Source organism: Pyrobaculum islandicum DSM 4184, assembly GCF_000015205.1.
Classification (GTDB): domain Archaea; phylum Thermoproteota; class Thermoprotei; order Thermoproteales; family Thermoproteaceae; genus Pyrobaculum; species Pyrobaculum islandicum.
Map to the genome: position 1 here is coordinate 1,203,356 of NC_008701.1, position 16,487 is coordinate 1,219,842.

At 53.2% G+C, this 16,487-nt stretch carries 17 protein-coding genes and 3 pseudogenes; 13 read left to right on the plus strand and 7 right to left on the minus strand.

Annotation, left to right across the window (positions count from 1 at the left end; all coding sequences use genetic code 11):
* Window positions 1-32: 32 nt before the first annotated feature.
* On the minus strand, window positions 33-335 hold the full coding sequence (locus PISL_RS06815) for an MTH1187 family thiamine-binding protein (RefSeq protein WP_011763065.1): 303 nt from the start codon (window positions 333-335) through the stop codon (window positions 33-35).
* 44 nt (window positions 336-379) lie between these two features.
* Here PISL_RS06815 and PISL_RS06820 point away from each other — a divergent pair, with 44 nt between their 5' ends.
* Entirely contained in the window at window positions 380-1,183 is an 804-nt protein-coding gene (locus tag PISL_RS06820; RefSeq protein WP_053240398.1) for a KaiC domain-containing protein, read from the plus strand.
* On the opposite strand, the gene PISL_RS06825 is transcribed toward PISL_RS06820, so the two are convergent.
* On the minus strand, window positions 1,180-1,536 hold the full coding sequence (locus PISL_RS06825) for a hypothetical protein (protein ID WP_011763067.1): 357 nt from the start codon (window positions 1,534-1,536) through the stop codon (window positions 1,180-1,182). The genes PISL_RS06820 and PISL_RS06825 overlap by 4 nt on opposite strands.
* 282 nt (window positions 1,537-1,818) lie before the next feature.
* On the opposite strand from PISL_RS06825, the gene PISL_RS11180 reads away from it, so the two are divergent.
* From PISL_RS11180 to PISL_RS06840, 3 genes and pseudogenes are all read left to right on the plus strand, one after another.
* A complete protein-coding gene (locus tag PISL_RS11180; protein WP_011763068.1) occupies window positions 1,819-2,112 on the plus strand; it encodes a hypothetical protein in 294 nt (97 codons plus the stop codon).
* Window positions 2,113-2,184: 72 nt separating this feature from the next.
* The gene (locus PISL_RS06835) at window positions 2,185-3,453 is read left to right on the plus strand and encodes an MFS transporter (protein ID WP_011763069.1); all 1,269 of its coding nucleotides are present in this window, start codon (window positions 2,185-2,187) and stop codon (window positions 3,451-3,453) included.
* A 182-nt stretch (window positions 3,454-3,635) separates the two neighbouring features.
* Window positions 3,636-4,358: pseudogene (locus PISL_RS06840) on the plus strand (TIGR04084 family radical SAM/SPASM domain-containing protein); the annotation flags it as partial.
* An 82-nt stretch (window positions 4,359-4,440) separates the two neighbouring features.
* Here the strand turns inward: PISL_RS06840 and PISL_RS10890 are convergent.
* Together PISL_RS10890 and PISL_RS10895 are read right to left on the minus strand one after the other, a co-directional pair.
* Window positions 4,441-4,659 (minus strand): annotated as a pseudogene (locus tag PISL_RS10890) (zinc ribbon domain-containing protein); the annotation flags it as partial.
* 347 nt (window positions 4,660-5,006) lie between these two features.
* A complete protein-coding gene (locus PISL_RS10895; RefSeq protein WP_167827645.1) occupies window positions 5,007-5,219 on the minus strand; it encodes a hypothetical protein in 213 nt (70 codons plus the stop codon).
* A gap of 10 nt (window positions 5,220-5,229) precedes the next feature.
* Here PISL_RS10895 and PISL_RS06845 point away from each other — a divergent pair, with 10 nt between their 5' ends.
* From PISL_RS06845 to PISL_RS06865, 5 genes and pseudogenes are all read left to right on the plus strand, one after another.
* Window positions 5,230-6,477, plus strand: a complete 1,248-nt coding sequence (locus PISL_RS06845) for a zinc ribbon domain-containing protein (protein ID WP_053240560.1) — start codon at window positions 5,230-5,232, stop codon at window positions 6,475-6,477.
* Between the two features lie 207 nt (window positions 6,478-6,684).
* A pseudogene (locus PISL_RS10900) lies at window positions 6,685-7,034 on the plus strand (putative peptide-modifying radical SAM/SPASM domain-containing protein); the annotation flags it as partial.
* A gap of 302 nt (window positions 7,035-7,336) precedes the next feature.
* The gene (gene pdxS / locus PISL_RS06855) at window positions 7,337-8,353 is read left to right on the plus strand and encodes a pyridoxal 5'-phosphate synthase lyase subunit PdxS (RefSeq protein WP_011763073.1); all 1,017 of its coding nucleotides are present in this window, start codon (window positions 7,337-7,339) and stop codon (window positions 8,351-8,353) included.
* Entirely contained in the window at window positions 8,350-8,958 is a 609-nt protein-coding gene (gene pdxT, locus PISL_RS06860) for a pyridoxal 5'-phosphate synthase glutaminase subunit PdxT (RefSeq protein ID WP_011763074.1), read from the plus strand. Before pdxS ends, pdxT begins: the two co-directional genes overlap by 4 nt.
* A gap of 30 nt (window positions 8,959-8,988) precedes the next feature.
* The gene (locus PISL_RS06865; RefSeq protein ID WP_011763075.1) at window positions 8,989-10,200 is read left to right on the plus strand and encodes an Nre family DNA repair protein; all 1,212 of its coding nucleotides are present in this window, start codon (window positions 8,989-8,991) and stop codon (window positions 10,198-10,200) included.
* Here the strand turns inward: PISL_RS06865 and PISL_RS06870 are convergent.
* Window positions 10,168-10,716 carry a class I SAM-dependent methyltransferase gene (locus tag PISL_RS06870; RefSeq protein ID WP_011763076.1) on the minus strand — a complete coding sequence of 183 codons (549 nt, stop codon included), beginning with the start codon at window positions 10,714-10,716 and terminating at the stop codon, window positions 10,168-10,170. The genes PISL_RS06865 and PISL_RS06870 overlap by 33 nt on opposite strands.
* 45 nt (window positions 10,717-10,761) lie before the next feature.
* Here PISL_RS06870 and PISL_RS06875 point away from each other — a divergent pair, with 45 nt between their 5' ends.
* Window positions 10,762-12,975 carry a bifunctional alpha,alpha-trehalose-phosphate synthase (UDP-forming)/trehalose-phosphatase gene (locus tag PISL_RS06875; protein ID WP_011763077.1) on the plus strand — a complete coding sequence of 738 codons (2,214 nt, stop codon included), beginning with the start codon at window positions 10,762-10,764 and terminating at the stop codon, window positions 12,973-12,975.
* A gap of 121 nt (window positions 12,976-13,096) precedes the next feature.
* Here PISL_RS06875 and PISL_RS06880 read toward each other — a convergent pair whose 3' ends face one another.
* Together PISL_RS06880 and PISL_RS06885 are read right to left on the minus strand one after the other, a co-directional pair.
* On the minus strand, window positions 13,097-14,320 hold the full coding sequence (locus tag PISL_RS06880) for a glycosyltransferase (protein ID WP_011763078.1): 1,224 nt from the start codon (window positions 14,318-14,320) through the stop codon (window positions 13,097-13,099).
* Complete coding sequence (locus PISL_RS06885) at window positions 14,317-14,910, minus strand: mechanosensitive ion channel family protein (protein WP_053240400.1); 594 nt, start codon at window positions 14,908-14,910, stop codon at window positions 14,317-14,319. The genes PISL_RS06880 and PISL_RS06885 overlap by 4 nt, the downstream gene beginning before the upstream one ends.
* Before the next feature lie 63 nt (window positions 14,911-14,973).
* Here PISL_RS06885 and PISL_RS06890 point away from each other — a divergent pair, with 63 nt between their 5' ends.
* Genes PISL_RS06890 through PISL_RS06895 form a run of 3 tightly spaced genes read left to right on the plus strand, consistent with a single transcriptional unit; the run spans window position 14,974 to window position 16,487 of the window.
* Window positions 14,974-15,192: a hypothetical protein gene (locus PISL_RS06890; protein WP_053240401.1), complete on the plus strand. Its 219-nt coding sequence runs from the start codon at window positions 14,974-14,976 to the stop codon at window positions 15,190-15,192.
* A 13-nt stretch (window positions 15,193-15,205) separates the two neighbouring features.
* Window positions 15,206-15,328, plus strand: coding sequence for a hypothetical protein (locus PISL_RS11550; RefSeq protein WP_280531756.1), 123 nt, complete (start codon window positions 15,206-15,208; stop codon window positions 15,326-15,328).
* A gap of 16 nt (window positions 15,329-15,344) precedes the next feature.
* Window positions 15,345-16,487 carry an LUD domain-containing protein gene (locus PISL_RS06895; protein ID WP_011763080.1) on the plus strand — a complete coding sequence of 381 codons (1,143 nt, stop codon included), beginning with the start codon at window positions 15,345-15,347 and terminating at the stop codon, window positions 16,485-16,487.

The following is a 16,487-nucleotide window of genomic DNA, read 5'->3' on the forward strand; positions in this document are numbered from 1 at the left end:
CTGATCCTGCCGTTTTTTAAAAACTTTGAGTTTTAAATCCCTTCTGCTCGCGCTATCTTCTCTTCTATAAAAAGCTCTTTATCTATCCTCCTATCTATTTTAACAACGTAGGAGATACGCTGGACGCCCATGTCTACCAACGTCTTTTCGATTTTGTCTAGCAAGTCGGCGAGTTGGCGATATGAGTCTAGTTCTATATCTGTAAAGCCGGCGCCTGTCCGATACCTAAGGCCTGACTCTCTGATAATATCGGTGACCTTTTTTACATGCTTAGAGAGGCTAGTGGAACCTGTGCCAAGTGGCGTTACTGAGAGACTTACTACCATTTTTGCCATGTTATAGAAAGAGAGGGTTTTTAAAATAGTACATGTACAGCCACGTGAAAAGAATTTCAACCGGCGTAGAGACGCTAGACCGCGCACTTGAGGGAGGGATCCCCCAGGGGTCTTGGGTTGTAGTTACTGGAGAACCCGGCGTGGGAAAGTCGATCCTCTGTATACACTTTGCCTACGCGGGGCTAAAGTCGGGAGACCCCGTGGTATATGTCACCACTGAGCAAGAGTTTAGAGACGTGATGGAACAAGCTAAACAGCTTGGGATGGACTTCTCCCAGTTTTCTGTTTACAACATCGCCTGGAAAAAGGAGCCGGAGGAGCTTCCAGAGATTGTCGTCGTCGATATATTCGGGCTTCTAAAGGTGGCGCGCCAACTGACAGAGAAGTCTAAGGAGGAGAGCCCAGACAAAGTGAGACGCTACGCCGCGTTATCTATAGACACCCTAATCGAGGCTATAAACGAGGCCTACGAGATCCTGGCCGTGGCTAAGGAGCGGGGGACCCCGGAGCGTCATGTCCGCCTAGTCATAGACTCTATGTCCGCCTTCTGGGTAGACAAGCCGGTCATGGCGCGTAAGTACTCGTACCAACTCAAAATTGCTACACATAGAGAAAACGTAACAGCCATGCTTACAAGCCAATACGCGCCTACGACAAGACAAGCCTACGGCTTTGGGCTTGAGCATATTGCAGACGGCGTAATTCATATGTGGATGGATGACGTAGAGAGCGCCAAGGAGATAAGGCGCTGGCTAATAATAAAAAAGATGAGAATGACGGCACACGCCACAAAGGCGTTTAGAGTTAGAATAGAGTCTGGCAGAGGGATAGTGCTAGAGGAGGCCTAGTAAAGGCGCTTGGCGGCTCTCCTCCACTTATCTAGTATGGCTCTTATGTCAGCGCTTGAGTCGCCGGTGTTAATATAGCGCCAAAAACGCGGGAGGTCGGGCCGGCCAGATGTAACGTCTTCAAACGCTAGAGCTACAGCCGTTGGGACATCTCTACCTCTCTCAGCAATTGCCGCAAGACTTATATTCAGCTCTTTAACAGCCATATAACAGAGCATCCTATACGGCCTTGGACACAGTCTCAACACCTCTTCTACGACCTCTCCTTCTTCAGCTCTAACTCTCTTCACAACAGGTCTATTCCTAAATGTGAGGTAGGCCCATAAGTAACGAAGTTGTGCAAACCGCTTCACGCTCTATAAAAGTTACAAACTTAAAAAGGTTCAAAAGAGTATATTGGTTACACCCGGCGAGATGAGGTATACCTGAGTCTCCGACGTGTGAAGAGACGGCGGATTGCCGATCGTTAGATAGAGGACGTTAAGCGAAAGTAGCGAAACTAGACGTCTAAGATCAATCAACTAATGCCGTAGTCCGTCTCATAGAAAAGGGACTTTCATCGCGTATATGACTCCCTCCCCGCCCTAAGGGGCGAGGCCTTCTGTTTGTAGTAACAATCGTCTTCTTCCCGTAGTGTGGGAGGCCGGTTAACGAGAGACATCGTCTCAAGGTTCCCCCACTGCCTCGCCAGGGATGGAAGGGGCTGTGACGTTGTCGCCATCGCAAACATCGAGAGGAGGGCGCTTGCGGAGGGCCGCGTGCCGTCCGGCCCCATGCCCGATAACCCCGCGCCGGAGACAGTTTGGCTACCCATGAAGGCGTGGACGATGAGAAAGCCCCCAGGCATCACTGCCTGGAGACAAGCGGTCTTTAGGCGCATGTGCCAGAGGGGGCAGAGGGAGGGAAGCGAGGGGCCAAGAGAGAGATAGGGGGATGAGATGTGTTGATAGCCATTTTATATAGGTCTGTCAAACTATATATACACCTCTTTTATCTAACCTATGTCTATAAGACTTGTAACTTCAGCATCGATGGCCGGAACTCTAATTGAATGGTATGAGTTTTTTGCATATGCCTCGTTATCTCCCTACATAATGGCGAATTTCTTCCCAAAGGGAGACCCCATAGCAGCTAGTTTACTCACGTGGCTAGTGTTTGCAACAGGTTTTGTCGTCAGGCCGGTCGGTGCCGTGGTTTTTGGCCACCTCGGCGATAAAGTGGGTAGAAAAACCACCTTTATTGCCACTCTTCTCCTAATGGGCATGGCGACGTTTTTCATGGGGCTTCTGCCGACGTATAGCCAAGTGGGAATTCTAGCGCCTATATTGCTGACTTTATTACGAATCCTACAGGGTATTTCCCTCGGCGGCGAATACGGCGGGGCTATAACATATGTACTTGAACATGCGGCCGGCCGTAATAGGGCGTTTTATGCTGGTTTTGTTGCCGCCACTCCGCCGTTGGGCCTTGGCCTTTCTTCGCTGACGCTTGTAACGGTGGCCAAACTTCTGCCGCCCCAAGACTTTCAGACATACGGCTGGCGCATGCCATTTCTCGTCTCTATCGTGTTAACTATACTTGGCTTAGTGTTACGTCTAAAGCTGACGGAGACCCCCCTCTTTGAGAAAATTAAGAGCGAGAAAGCCGTGGCGAAGATACCTCTGATAGAGGCGGTGGTTAAGTATCCACGTTATATCTTAGTCGGCATAGCTGTGGCGGCGGGACATTCTGTCCTTGCATATACAGCGACCGGCTATATATTCCCATTTCTCACAAGCGTGCCTAAGCTCAGCCCTGTCGATGCCAGCTTCGCTGTGGGAATAGCCGGCGTACTCCAGCTACCGTTCTACATACTCAACGCCTGGCTTTCAGAAAAAGTAGGCCGGAGGGTAATCTACTCGGCCGGCCTCGCTATGGCGTTGGCCACGTACTATTCAATTTTCAGTTGGCTGACAGGAGTTAAAGACCTAGCTCTAGTCACGCTTGGCGTCTTTGTTCTCATACTCGCCACGGCGTTTACCTTCAGCGTGCTTGGCACGGCGCTAGCTGAGCTATTCCCCACTAAGGTGAGATACACGGCCATGTCTCTCTCATTTAACCTAGGCATTGGCGTCTTTGGCGGCTTTACGCCATCGATAGTACAAGCGATTTCCTACTGGCTTAACAACCCAATTGCAGGCGTGCTATTTTACACATATATAGTAGCCGGCTTCGCCCTGGCTGTAGCACTTACACTCATGCCTGAGACTAAGGACAAACCTCTAGACTAGTTCCCCTTTGTTACACCGGCCCTCTCTGGGAGGGCGCGCCCGGAGCTGTGGCCCCGGGCGTGGGGCGTCAATTAGCGATAAAATTAACACCCAGATGAGCCGCCCCTATAGGGGGCGGGTTCCCAGAGGGCCAGGGAGAAGTAGGGGGTGTTCCACATAAATAAAGGCAATTCAAAACCTACGTGCTTTGGTTTATCTTAACCACTGGGGCTTGCAATCTCAAGTGTAAATACTGTGGGGGCTCTTTTGACAACAACTACTCCCCCTGGAGGCCCAAGATTACGGCAGGGGAAGTCGTTAATTTCATAGCGCAGAGAGATAGAAAGCCCATAGTCTTTTTCTACGGCGGCGAGCCTCTACTTAATGTCCAATACATAGTAGACGTCCTAAAGGCTTTGCCCAACGCGCGTTTTGGCATACAGACAAACGGAACGTTTGTGAGAAGGCTCCCGCCCGAAATCTGGCAGAGGTTCTCCACTGTCCTCCTCTCCATAGACGGGCCTCCGGAAGTCACTGATTACTATAGAGGGCCTGGGGTGTATAAAAGAGTGGTAGAGGCTTTGAAATGGCTTAAAGACGATGTGAGGTGTAAGTGTAAAATCGTGGCGAGGATGACTGTTGCGAAGAGGTCGGATATATATAGAGACGTCACCCACCTCTTAGCCCTCGGCTTTGATGCAGTACATTGGCAACTAAATGTCATATGGACAGACGAGTGGACACCCCGCGAGTTTTTAAATTGGGCCGAAGAGAGCTACCTCCCCGGCGTTAAAAAGCTGAGAGATCTCTTTCTCGCGGAGGCCGAGAGGGGAAGGGTGTTGGAAGTGATCCCCATCCTCGGCATATATAGAGCCCTTTTGATAAGACCCTACAGCTGGGTTCCCTGCGGGGCGGGGAGGTACGCCTTGACAGCGCGATCGAGACGGTTTATGTCAATGGTAACAACGGCCTTTGGCTCCACCAACGCTGTCTCGCGAGCGAACTCGATAACCTAACACGCAAACTATTGCTTGTTTGCGTGAGAAGTCTGTCTAGCTTCTCCGTCGTGAGTCTGGGCTCCTCCTGCCCCGTAACCTCTTTCAACAACCTTCTGACGTACTCCTCAACGGCCAAGTGCATTCTTGTCACAAGGTCAAGGACGTCCGGCCGTTCCTCGACGAGGCGCCAGGGGATTCTGATCTTCAGTGTTCGGTAGGCTTGGCTCATATGCGTAAAGGGCGTGGGGGAGAAAAGCTAGGTGTTGAGACTCCGTTGTGGGCGGGTAGGGCGCCGGTCTTGGGGAAGCTGTCGCTGGGTAAACGGGGAAGCCGCGATCAATATCCGCCAGGCGGCGTCTGCAATGTATGCGGTAGCTTCACACCTCCCCCGCCACATGCGCGAAAAAGCCAGAGACGCCCTTTCAACTATTTCGACTCACCTGCCTGACAGCGACGACGTAAGGCAGGTGAACCGAGGGAGTTGAAATTGTGAAAGGACTACGTTAGAGGTGTGGGTGGGTTAAAAACGAGTTTGTTCTATTGTGGTTTTCACCATAAGCGCCGCCAACATTGCAATTATCGGCACTGGTATGAACAACGCGAGGGGCGGCGTATGACGCCGGCGGGTGTCAACACGTTGCTAGCGACGGCAACAGCCCTAGTGGCGGCGGAGGTCAACAACATGGCCGGCACGCGTCTCTCAACGTCGGCGCCGTGGGTTTGTCTTGTAAAACTTTTGGCCTGCCCCCATGCGCCTTTTATAACCAACAGAGATTTCAGCCACTCCACATACAAGGCCATGTACGCATACAGAACGCTGAGGATAGAAATCCCCTGGAAACTCATCGAAGAGCGGCCAGACGTCTTAGACCTAGTGACGCGTATGTATTTAGCCGTCGGGGAATATGTAAAGAGACTGCTTAAGGAGTTGACGGGGCAAGAGGAGCCGAAGCTAACTACGGAGGAGCTAGACCGCCTGCTTACTCCCGAGAAGCGGGAGTTGGCGTGCAAGATCATTGAAGAGACCTTTCCCAGGTACGGGCTTGGGAGGGCTCTTGTGAGATATTCCAAGTTTCTCTGGCGCGACGTGGCGTTCTACCGGGCAATCCCCCTCGACGTCCAACTGAGGGCCGAAAACGAGAGAGACGTGAGTACGGCGGTCTTTGTCGACCTAAAGAGTGGCGTCGTTAGAGTGCGTAAGCTCGGCATACCGCCTTTCGCCGTCGAGTTGAAAAAGAGCGACATCTCTTGGATTAGGCGAAGGTTGGAGGAGGGCGCCAGACTCAAGTTGGCGTTTCTTGGCGTTGAAAAGAGAAATGGTGAGAAGCCGACCTATGGAAGACTCTACGTTGCTCTTGTCTTCGCCAGAGAGGTGACGCCAGTAGAGCCCAGAGGTATTGTAGTTGTTGATGTAAACAGGTTGGATCACGGCATAATGGTGGGTGTTGTAAAAGACGGCAAGATTGTCAAGCGGAAGAGGCTACCCGACGAACGCGCGGTGAGGAAGCTGAGAAAACTCCACGAAGAGATAAGTCGCCTTGAGGAGCGGGCCGCCAAAGAGGCGGATCCCGCTAGAAGGGGTCAGCTTGAGGACAAAGTTAATCGTCTCAAGTCCAAACGGTATAGGAAGATCCGCGACGTCGTAGCGCGGATCGCAAAGGAGATAATCGAGCTCGCCAGACAGAACAACGCCGCCGTCGTGGTGGATACGATAGAGGAGAAGACGTATTCGGCGAGGAAGCAGAGTGGCGAAAGCGGCGATAGGAAACACCTCTACGACGGGCTTGGCCAGCTGAGGAAGCGCCTACAAGCGCTAGCGCAATGGTACGGGCTGCCGTATATGGAGGTGCGTCTCTATAGTACAAAGTGTCCAAGGTGTGGTGCGAAGATGGTGGAGGAAAGAAAGCGCATAATGCGTTGCCCCTCCTGTGGCTTCAGCGATACACGCGACAACATCCCGCTACTCTGGGCCAAGAGGAGGTACTGGGAAATCCTCCAGAAGATAAAACAACCTGTTTTTTCGCCCATCAAACTTTTAACCTCGTAAGTTTTCCTCTTCCATGAGCCAATTTCCCCGGCCCTGGGGGCACGGCCGATCTGTTGCGCCCGTACACACGGGCACGGCCGTGCCCCTCTCGCCTCCGCCCCGCCCGTTAAGGGCGTCTGGCGGAGACGGGCCCCGAGCCCCCGGAGGAGGGCCGGGCGCCGCTCTTTGGAAGGGGGCACGGTACGCCTTTGCCATAAACACAGCGTTTTTGCCATAAATACAGATGGGAGGATTCTCCACTGCCCCATTGCAGTTTCGGAAAAGTGGGCTACCGCCGGCCACATAAAGACTGGGCTCAACGGCGTGGCGCCACGCCTAAAGGACAAGTGTTTCTTCTGCGAATATAGACACGTCTGCGGCGGCCGTTGTCTTTATACTCACTATGAGAACTACTGGGGCGAGGAGGGCTTTGATGCAGTATGTATGGTAACGAAAAAGACGATTAAAATATTGGAAGAGGAGGCCCCCGGCTGAAGAGACTTGTCAACGCCGGGGTAGTAGAGGAGGAGCGGTTAGAATACGACCCTCTTTTAGATTCCACAGAAGTTATACCATGACGAAGTAGATATTACTTCGGGATTATACACATAAATTTAATTATCTACTTCCCAGAGAAGACATGCCCTGTAAGAAAAAGAAATCTGAAAACAAAGGCGAAACAAAATAGCTCCCCATAGAAAAAGTTCTCGAAATTTCCCCCATTTTTATGGAGAGAGTCTCCAGAAGCCGGTTGGAAAGCGGTTGGAACGGGCACTGTACTCCACAATTGAGAGTTACATGGAGGGAGGGGCGGTGAAGAGAGTCGCGACGCGGAGACGGCTACTAGAAAAATTTATTATGGAGAGGTAATATGTGACTTATGATCGGAGAGGTGTACACCCAGCTGGAGAAGATCAGGGACTTCTTCTACGGCCTTGCCGAGGTGAGAGATAGGCTTAGGGAGGCGGGGGTGACCTGGCCCAAGCCTCTCCCCGAGGCCGAGGTGGGGACTGTCAGAGTTAAGATAGGCCTCCCGGCGATGCTCAGGCGGGGAGTCATCATGGACGTCACCAACGTCGAACAAGCACAAATAGCAGAAGAGGCGGGCGCCGTGGGCGTCATGGTATTGGACAAGCTTCCCTACGACGTGAGAAAGGCCGGGGGCGTCGCCAGGATGGCAGACGTGAAGGTGATAGAGGAGGTCATGAGCCACATCACCATCCCGGTCTCGGCTAAGGTGAGGATCGGCCACTACTACGAGGCCGTGATCCTACAGGAGATTGGGGTGGACCTCATAGACGAGTCAGAGGTCCTCACGCCTGTGGACGAACAACATCACATAAACAAGTGGGCCTTCGCGGTGCCCTTCGTCAACGGGTGCCGCGAGCTGTGCGAGGCGCTGAGGAGGATATCCGAGGGCGCCTCAATGATTAGGTCCAAGGGCGAGGCGGGGACGGGCAACGTAAGCGAGGCCGTGAAACACTTCAAGGCTCTATACGGGGCAATAGAGGAGCTGTCGGCCGCGCTGAGAGCCGGGGACGAGGAGAAGATCAGGGACTACGCCAGGAGGTGCCAAGCCCCAATAGAGCTGACAGCCCTCACGGCGAGGCTCGGGAGACTCCCCGTGGTGACCTTCGCCGCCGGCGGAATAGCGACGCCGGCAGACGCTGCGTTGATGATGTGGCTCGGGGCAGACGGGATATTCGTCGGTAGCGGCATATTCAAAAGTCAAGACCCCAGAGAAAGGGCGGAGGCCATCGTGCTGGCGACAGCCTACTGGGACGACCCGGAGAAGGTGGTGGAGGCCCAGAGGATGGTCAGCGAGAAAAGCGCCATGATGGGCATAGACATCAAAACGCTGAAGCCCGAGGAACTCCTCCAAGTAAGAGGAGTATGAAGGCAGGTGTCTTAGCCCTCCAGGGCGACGTAGAGGAGCATATACAAGCCTTTAAGAAGGCGGCTCAAGAGCTGGGTATATCTATAGAGGTGATACAGGTAAAAAAGCCGCAGGACCTCAAGGAAATCGCAACTTTGGCTATACCTGGAGGCGAGTCGACGACAATAGGAGCCCTTGCCAAGAGGACCGGCCTCCTAGACGCCCTCAGAGATGCCATCAAGGAGGGGCTCCCGACTCTGGGCACTTGCGCCGGCGCGATTTTCCTCGCCAAGGAGGTGAGAGATTCGGTAGTCGGCGAGACTAAACAGCCGATTCTTGGGCTTATGGACATAGCCGTTGTTAGAAATGCCTTTGGCCGACAGAGGGAGTCTTTCGAAGTGGATTTACAAGTGGGAGAACTTGGGACTGTGAGAGCCGTCTTTATAAGAGCTCCAGCTTTTATAAAGGCTTGGGGAGATGCAAGACTAGCCGCCCCCCTCAAACACCCGGAGTTAGGCCAGATATACGCTGCCGCCTTCCAAGGCCACATGGTGGCCACGGCCTTCCACCCTGAGCTATCTACTACTGTGGTGCATAAATATATGCTCAATTTAGCAAAGAAATAGTCGTTATTAATTTTCGTAGTAGAGTAATTTGTGAAGCCAGAGCTCTGTATAAAGTGCAGAGGGGGTAGATACCTCTGTGGCTTGTCTTACTGCCCTCTTCTTGTAAGACAGCTAGCGGCGCCTTTTAGGATAAAAATTTCGAGAGAGCTATCTGGCTCAAGCCCGCCGTCTGTCTTTGTTGGGAGAGTTGGATATCCAAAAGTTAGGATCTACCCCTCCGCCCCGCCCGAGCTCGGGGACACCTCGCTATATGAAGACCCAAGGAGGTGGCTTGAGATCCCTCTGGAAAAGTTCATCGCCATGCGTCTCTCCCTATATCGGGGCGGCTTGGAGATCCGCGTAGACAACGCGGCTGACCCTCCGAGGTCTCTTCAGGAGATCCAGCTGATCGCCCTCTCCGAGAGACCTGTAGATGTCGATCTACGTTTTAGAAGAGAGCCGAGGGGGGTATATTTAAGTGAGTACGCCCCGCCAATGGGGCCCGCCGCGCCTCTCGCCGAATTTAAAACAGAGGGATCGCCGAAGTTGCCGAAGTCAGCCGAGAAGGCATACAGCGATTTCGACCTAGACGCCAGAGAGGCGGTTTTGACGCTGTACAGGTCGGGGTTTGACATGGGCTACATATCTAGAGCCCTCAGCGTCGGGGCCCTGGGAACCCGGCGGCGGAGGAGGCTCGTGCCGACGAGGTGGGCCATCACGGCGGTGGACAAGATAGTGTCTGACCACCTAGTGGAGAAGATCAAAGAGTTCGACACGGTGGACGGCTACTACCTCTACCTGAGGAGAGCCCCCGGCAACCTTTTCCTCGTGATACTGGCCCCCTCGAGGTGGGCTTATGAATGGGGAGAGGCCTTTGAGCCAGGCACCGTGTGGAACCCCGGGCCTGGCCTCGCAGTTGAGACAGATTACGAGCTGTATCGTGGCAGAGACGACTACCCGGAGATCGGCGGTTGTTACTACGCAGCTAGGCTTGCTGTAGCTGAGGCGCTGTACCGCATGAGGAGACAGGCGGCGGTGGTGGCGTGGAGAGAAGTATATACAGGATTTACAACTCCCGTCGGCGTGTGGTGGGTAAGAGAAAACGTGCGGGAGGCCCTCCGTAGCGAGCCAGCCCGTTTCGACACGCTTGAAGACGCGCTCTACGCCGCATCTACCCTCATGAAGATACCGATAGAAAAGTGGCTCTCCGCCTCTAGACTAGTCCATATTTTAAGATCTAGGCTTTTTGGCGAAAGCCAATAGTAGGGGGAATCTCCTCTCTATAAAAACTTCGAACTCTGCGCTAAGCACATCCTGCAGACAGCGGATGGTGCAACCATGGCTCCCCACGAGGGGGAGCCTCGCTTGGTCTGTCTCCACCACGATGAAGAAACCGCCGGGCTTTAGCACTCTCTTAACCTCGCGTAGAGAGGGGCCGTGCTCGCCCCAGTGGTGTAGAGTAAAGAGCGCCACTGCGGCGTTAAAGACCTCGTCCCTAAAGGGGAGGAAAAAGCTCACACCTGCTACACTTACTGACTTGGCTCGGGACCTCTTAAGCATGTCAGGAGAGGCGTCTATCCCCACGGCGTCGTAGCCGGCGCTAGACAGCTTCCTAAGGAGGACTCCGACGCCAGGCCCCACCTCTAGCACCCGGCCGCCATGAGGTACCAACCTCTCCACCGCCTTGTAGGTGGCGCCATATGCCCATTCAAACACGCCTAGAGACACCAACAAACTGTAGAAGGCGGAAGAGAGGGGCCCGAACCTTTCAAATTTCACACGCCATAGGGGAAACCTTCATATATATTTTTGCCCTGTGGTAATGTGAAACTCATCGTTGTCTCCAACCGTCTCCCCATTACGGTCGTATATAGAGATGGGAAGGTGGAGTTTAGAGAGGCGGTGGGAGGTCTCGCCACAGCCATAAACTCCTTTCTAAGAGCGACAGAGGGGGGACGGGGGCTCGGCTTTACAAAGGTCCTGTGGGTGGGATGGTCTGGGGTTAAGGCAGAGTTAGAGACCGACGAGGTGGAATCAGAGCTTAGAGAGCGGGGGCTCATCCCGGTGTCGCTATCTGCGGAAGAGGTGGAGCTCTTCTACGAGGGGTTCTGCAACTCAACTCTCTGGCCTCTTTTTCACGGCTTTACAGTATATACAGTCTTTGAAAGGAGGTTTTGGGACACCTACGTCAGAGTGAACAAGAAATATGCAGAGGCTGTGGCGTCGATAGCAAAACCTGGCGATATCGTGTGGATTCACGACTACCACCTCATGCTCATGCCGGCATTTCTACGTCAGCTTTTGCCGGATCTGGCTGTGGGCTTCTTCTTACACATTCCATTTCCGCCTGCCGAGATCTACCAACTAATGCCGCCGACGTGGAGAAACACGCTATTGGAGGGAGTGCTGGCGGCCGACCTGGTGGGGTTCCACACGTATGAATATGTGAGCAACTTCCTGAGGGCTGTGGCTAAGTTTCTGGGATATAGAGCTGAGTCCGGGATTGTGCGCGTCGGCCGGAGGAGGGTGCGGGTTGGGGCGTATCCCATAGGCATCGACTACGCCTTCTTCCACGACTCATCCCAGAGGGCCGAGGTTGCGGCGGAAATAGACAAGTTGAGACAGAGGTTGCGTGGGCTGAAGATAGTGTTTTCTATTGACCGGCTGGACTACACCAAGGGAGTTCTCAACAGGTTGAAAGCGTGGGAACGCTTCTTGAAGGAGCATCCACAGTGGCGGGGGAGGGCCGTCTTTGTGCTCGTGGTTGTGCCATCGAGAGTCGGCGTGCCTCAGTATGAAGCTATGAAGAGGGAGATAGAAAGAGAGGTTGGGCGTATAAACGGCGAACTCGGCGAGGTGGACTGGACCCCCGTCGTCTATATATCGCGTTTTATCCCCACGCCGACGCTTCTGGCGCTTTATAATATCGCCGACGTTGCCCTAATCACGCCGCTTAGAGATGGCATGAACTTAGTGGCAAAGGAGTACGTCGCTTCGAGGAGGAACTGTACGGGGGTTCTCATACTCAGCGAGACGGCGGGCGCCTCGCACGAGCTTCTAGAGGCGCTTATAGTAAACCCCAACGACGAAAGCAGCGTGGCAGAGGCCATCGCAAGGGCTCTGGAGATGGATCTCCAGGAGCAGTGCAGGAGGATAAAGGCAATGCAGAAGAGGCTTAGCCAACACGACGTTGTTAAATGGGCAGCCGAGCTTATACACGCAACGGCTCTAGCCTATGCTGAAAACCGCGAAGCGGCCTACACGAAGACGCCGACCCCGGTCGATGAAAATACGGCTGCGGAGATAGCGGCGAAGTTCAGAGCCTCAAGCAGAAGGCTACTGTTGCTTGATTACGATGGGACGCTTGTCCCGCACTACCCCTACGCATACCAAGCCGTGCCAGACCCAGAACTGCTAGGCATCCTAAAGGCACTATCCAACGTTCCAAACACCAGTGTCGTGGTCGTCAGCGGCCGCAACAAGGAGTTTTTAGAGAGCTGGTTCGGAGACCTCCCCGTCTATCTCGTGGCCGAACACGGCGCTTTCATCAGAGACGTGGATAAAAACTGGACGCAACTTTTCCCATTTGACGTAAGCTGGAAAACCGCTGTTAGAAAGGTGATGGAGGACGTAGTTGCGGCGACTCCGGGGTCCTACATAGAGGAGAAGGAGTCGGCAATAGCTTGGCACTATAGAAACGTGGAGCCAGAGCTAGGTGAAACTATGGCGGCTAGACTCATCGAAGCCCTAGAGAGTCTCCTAGGCGGTGCAGATTTCAGCGTAATACGCGGAAGCAAGGTCGTCGAAGTTAGGCCAGCCGGCGTAAACAAAGGCGCAGCGGCTAAGCTACTTCTGGAAAAAATCGCCCCCGATTTCGTACTAGCCGCAGGAGACGACGCCACAGATGAGGACATGTTTAAAGCCTTGCCAGAAGAGACATACACGATAAAGGTAGGCGCAGGCGAAACCACAGCTAGATACAATCTTCCATCTTACCGAGAACTAAGAGAGTTGTTGAAACGGCTAGCTAACTTTTAATGAATTTCCCTCCCACGAGCTAACACCCCGGCTCTCTGAGGGCATCGCCAGCCCCGACGACCCTCGCCTGCGACTGTCGTCATGTCGTCTCTGCGGGCAGAACCGAGCCTCAGAGGGGGCGCTACGGGCGAGGCGCGCGTCCTTCGACAGCTTTTAGCAGAAGCTCGGCAAGTCTCAAAGCGGTAAGGCCCTCGGCCCTCCTCCTAGCCCTAGTAGCCATTTCGTCCCTTAGTTCAGGCCTTTTCATCAACGTGGAGACCCAGTTTACGAAGCCCTCGACGTCATCGGGGTTGCTCAGCTGGATGCCGTCTACGCCGTTGGAGATATACCACGCTCCTCTAGAGGCAGGCGATGTGGCATACGGCACGCCCATGTATAGGTAGTCCAAAGCCCTTATTCCCATGGGCTCGTAGCGTGAGAAGTCAACGCCGACGAAGGAATGCTTGATTACGGAGGCGACTGTTTTTAAATCGGGGCTTTCAACGACGACGAGGTTTTTCCGCCTCTTCGCTTCTTTCTTCACTTTTTCTAACGCGTCGCCGCCTCCCGCCGCCACTAGAGCCACATTGCCAAGGCGAGAAAGTCTTTCTGCAACTTTGATGAGCGCTTGGACGTTTCTTTCCTCATCTAAAGGCCCCACGTATGACACATACAAGTCGAAGTCCTCGGCGGCCTTAGGCCTCTTGACGTCTTCCACGTCTATGAAATCTGGGTCTACCCAGCTTTTTGACTCAACGACTTTGCCAGGCGATATGCCGTATTGTTTAAGCTCCTCGGCCTCCGCTTGGCAACAGACAAGAACTAGATCTGCCTGTCGCAGGATATAGGGCATATTAAGCATAGACCACATCAGCTTCGCCGCGGCGTCGATAGGCCTAAGAGCTGTAAATCTCACGAAGTAGGCAGGTATGAAGACAAAGAAGGGCCTTCTAGGAGCTTCTCCCAATTCGACAAGCGATCTTCTTATAGAAACCCACCTAGCAACCTCCTCGGGGCCGTTCCAAAAGCTAGCTATGACGACGACCACATCCAGGCTATACCTCTCCTGGAGAGTGCTAAGGATTTTCCCAAAGCTTCTTAAAACAACGCCGCCGGGCGGAGTAAGGGATTTCATGCTGAGGACTCTAATCGTGGGGACCCCAGCCACGTCCGCCTCAATCTCCACATATCCGTTTTCGCTTTTTTCTACAATCTGGGGGTCTACGACGGGTCGGCCCTCGTGATATACGCTAGTTACAAGCCACGTCTTGCGACCCAGTCTTTTAAGCGCCTTTACTAAAACCAAGGCAGCGCGGTGTAGATCTTCCCAGTGAGAGCTCTGCGGCGCGACAACTGCGATGTTCATCTCTTTTTTAAAGCCTCCGCCACAAGTACAGCGACTACAGCAGCTGTGAGACCCCAGGTGATGGGAGTTAACATAGCGCTTAACGTGGCCACGTTGATACCGCCTTGCTCCAAGGCGAAGGTTATGACGACGAGATACAGTATGACCCTAATATACTCCGCCACGGGGCCTACGACTTCGCTTTTGGATAAGGCGCCCTTGTATATATATTCAACAAAACCGTCGACAAGTATAAAGCCCAGTATCGAAATAATAAAGAACTTAATAAAACCAAAAAAGTAGACGCCTATCACTATGATAATTAAACTATATATCTCAGTATTGCCGAGATTTAGAGAAAGATATGCTGTCGCAAGCAGAATGGATAAGATGTAGATAAGCCAAGCCGTTACGGAGCCGAAGAACTCTCCCGCTGTATAGCCAGAGCGCAGTAGCGCCTTACCAATGTTAAAGTTCCTAAACCAGTCGTCAAACCCAAGTCTCAGCAGTAGACGCACCAGCAGAAGCCGCAACAGCCGCCCGAGCACAAACCCAAACACGGCGATTAACACGGAGACCACCACGTGGTACACAAAAAACCAGACGTCCATGGCGAGATCTCGGGACAAGTTATTAAACATTAGGTAGATATACTACCACACCCAAATATTGAGATGAAGAAACCGCTCCGTTTTTACGACATCGCCGCCGGAAAGCTCTTCACCACAGCCAGCTACAGGCTGGCGGAGGTGGAGATCAGATACCCACATGGAGTCGAAAGGAGACTTATGGCTGTCGCCGTTTCTCCCCACACTGGCAACCTCTGCTATAGTTTTGCCCCCAGGAGAAGCGAAATTAAAGCAATACCTCTTACAACATTTTTCAAAAGATAACAATACTCGCGGCGTGGAATTTAATGAGAATACGGCTAATGCACCGTTTGGAACGGCCCCCCGCCTCCCATCTCCTTGGGAGGTTGGTAAACAGATTCGAAACCCCAAGAGGCCACAGAAAATTATAGATATATGACCTGTGTCTTGTCTATATGAGTTGGGACGAGGCCTTTCTCAGAGCCTATAACCACAGCGTTCCTAAGACCTACGCTGTTTTAGAACGATATCGACATGTCAGGGAGCTCGCCAGAGAAGTTAGGAGGGTTAGGGAGGAGGTGGTGAGGAATTTAGATCGTTATGTTGAAGAGTTTGGGAAGTCTGTGGAGAGGGTGGGCGGTAGGTTTTATCTAGCGGAGACGGCGGAGGAGGCGCGAGAGACTGTGGTAAAGATAGTGGGGAGGGGGAAGGTTGTGGTGTTGGGCAAGAACAACGTGGCGATAGAGACTAGGCTTAGAAAACGGCTTGAGGAGGAGGGCAACGAAGTCTGGGAGACAGACCTCGGCGAGTTCCTAGTCCAACTCAGCGACGGCGAGCCAAGCCACATCATCGCCCCCGCCATCCATATGACTAGGGAGGTTGCGGCCGAGCTTCTGAGGAAGAAACTAGGCGTAGCAGTGGCGCCGGACCCCGTTGCGATTGCCCAAAGGGCGAGGGAGTTTCTACGAGAGAAAATACTGAAGGCGGATGTGGGTATAACAGGCGCCAACGCCCTAGCGGCAGACACAGGGGCTGTTGTACTTGTGGAAAACGAGGGGAATATCAGACTAGTATCTACAGTCCCGCCTGTCCACATCGTCTACGACGGCGTAGAGAAAATAGTCCCAACGCTGATACACGCCCTACTTCTGGCAAATGTACAAGCGGCATACGCCGGGATATATCCACCGACATATATCAACGTATCAGCCGGCCCAAGTTCTACAGCAGACGTCGAAAACTACCGCGTCTCCCCTGCCCAAGGCCCTAGGGAGTTTCACGTGGTGCTTGTGGATAACGGCCGTAGGAGGGCTGCCCGCGACCCTGTCCTCTGGGAGGCCCTCCTCTGTATTAGATGTGGGAGGTGTCATTTCCACTGTCCAATATATCGTGTTTTAGATGGGAAATTCGGCGTACCCCCTTACACAGGCCCCATGGGCGTAATGTGGACTGCCATAACACGCGGCATAGAAGAGGCAGGCCCCCACGCCCTAAAATGCGCCCACGCGGGAAATTGTAAAGAAGTATGCCCCATGGAAATAGACATACCCAAGATAATACAAGAAATAAAGATGAGATACCTAAAAAAATATCGCTAG

Excerpts from the sequence above, each read along its gene's own strand:
- PISL_RS06815 (WP_011763065.1), bottom strand. The coding sequence starts at position 335 with ATGGCAAAAATGGTAGTAAGTCTCTCAGTAACGCCACTTGGCACAGGT.
- PISL_RS06835 (WP_011763069.1), top strand. The coding sequence starts at position 2,185 with ATGTCTATAAGACTTGTAACTTCAGCATCGATGGCCGGAACTCTAATT.
- PISL_RS06845 (WP_053240560.1), top strand. The coding sequence starts at position 5,230 with ATGTACGCATACAGAACGCTGAGGATAGAAATCCCCTGGAAACTCATC.
- pdxS (WP_011763073.1), top strand. The coding sequence starts at position 7,337 with ATGATCGGAGAGGTGTACACCCAGCTGGAGAAGATCAGGGACTTCTTC.
- pdxT (WP_011763074.1), top strand. The coding sequence starts at position 8,350 with ATGAAGGCAGGTGTCTTAGCCCTCCAGGGCGACGTAGAGGAGCATATA.
- PISL_RS06880 (WP_011763078.1), bottom strand. The coding sequence starts at position 14,320 with ATGAACATCGCAGTTGTCGCGCCGCAGAGCTCTCACTGGGAAGATCTA.
- PISL_RS06885 (WP_053240400.1), bottom strand. The coding sequence starts at position 14,910 with ATGGACGTCTGGTTTTTTGTGTACCACGTGGTGGTCTCCGTGTTAATC.
- PISL_RS06890 (WP_053240401.1), top strand. The coding sequence starts at position 14,974 with ATGAAGAAACCGCTCCGTTTTTACGACATCGCCGCCGGAAAGCTCTTC.
- PISL_RS06895 (WP_011763080.1), top strand. The coding sequence starts at position 15,345 with ATGAGTTGGGACGAGGCCTTTCTCAGAGCCTATAACCACAGCGTTCCT.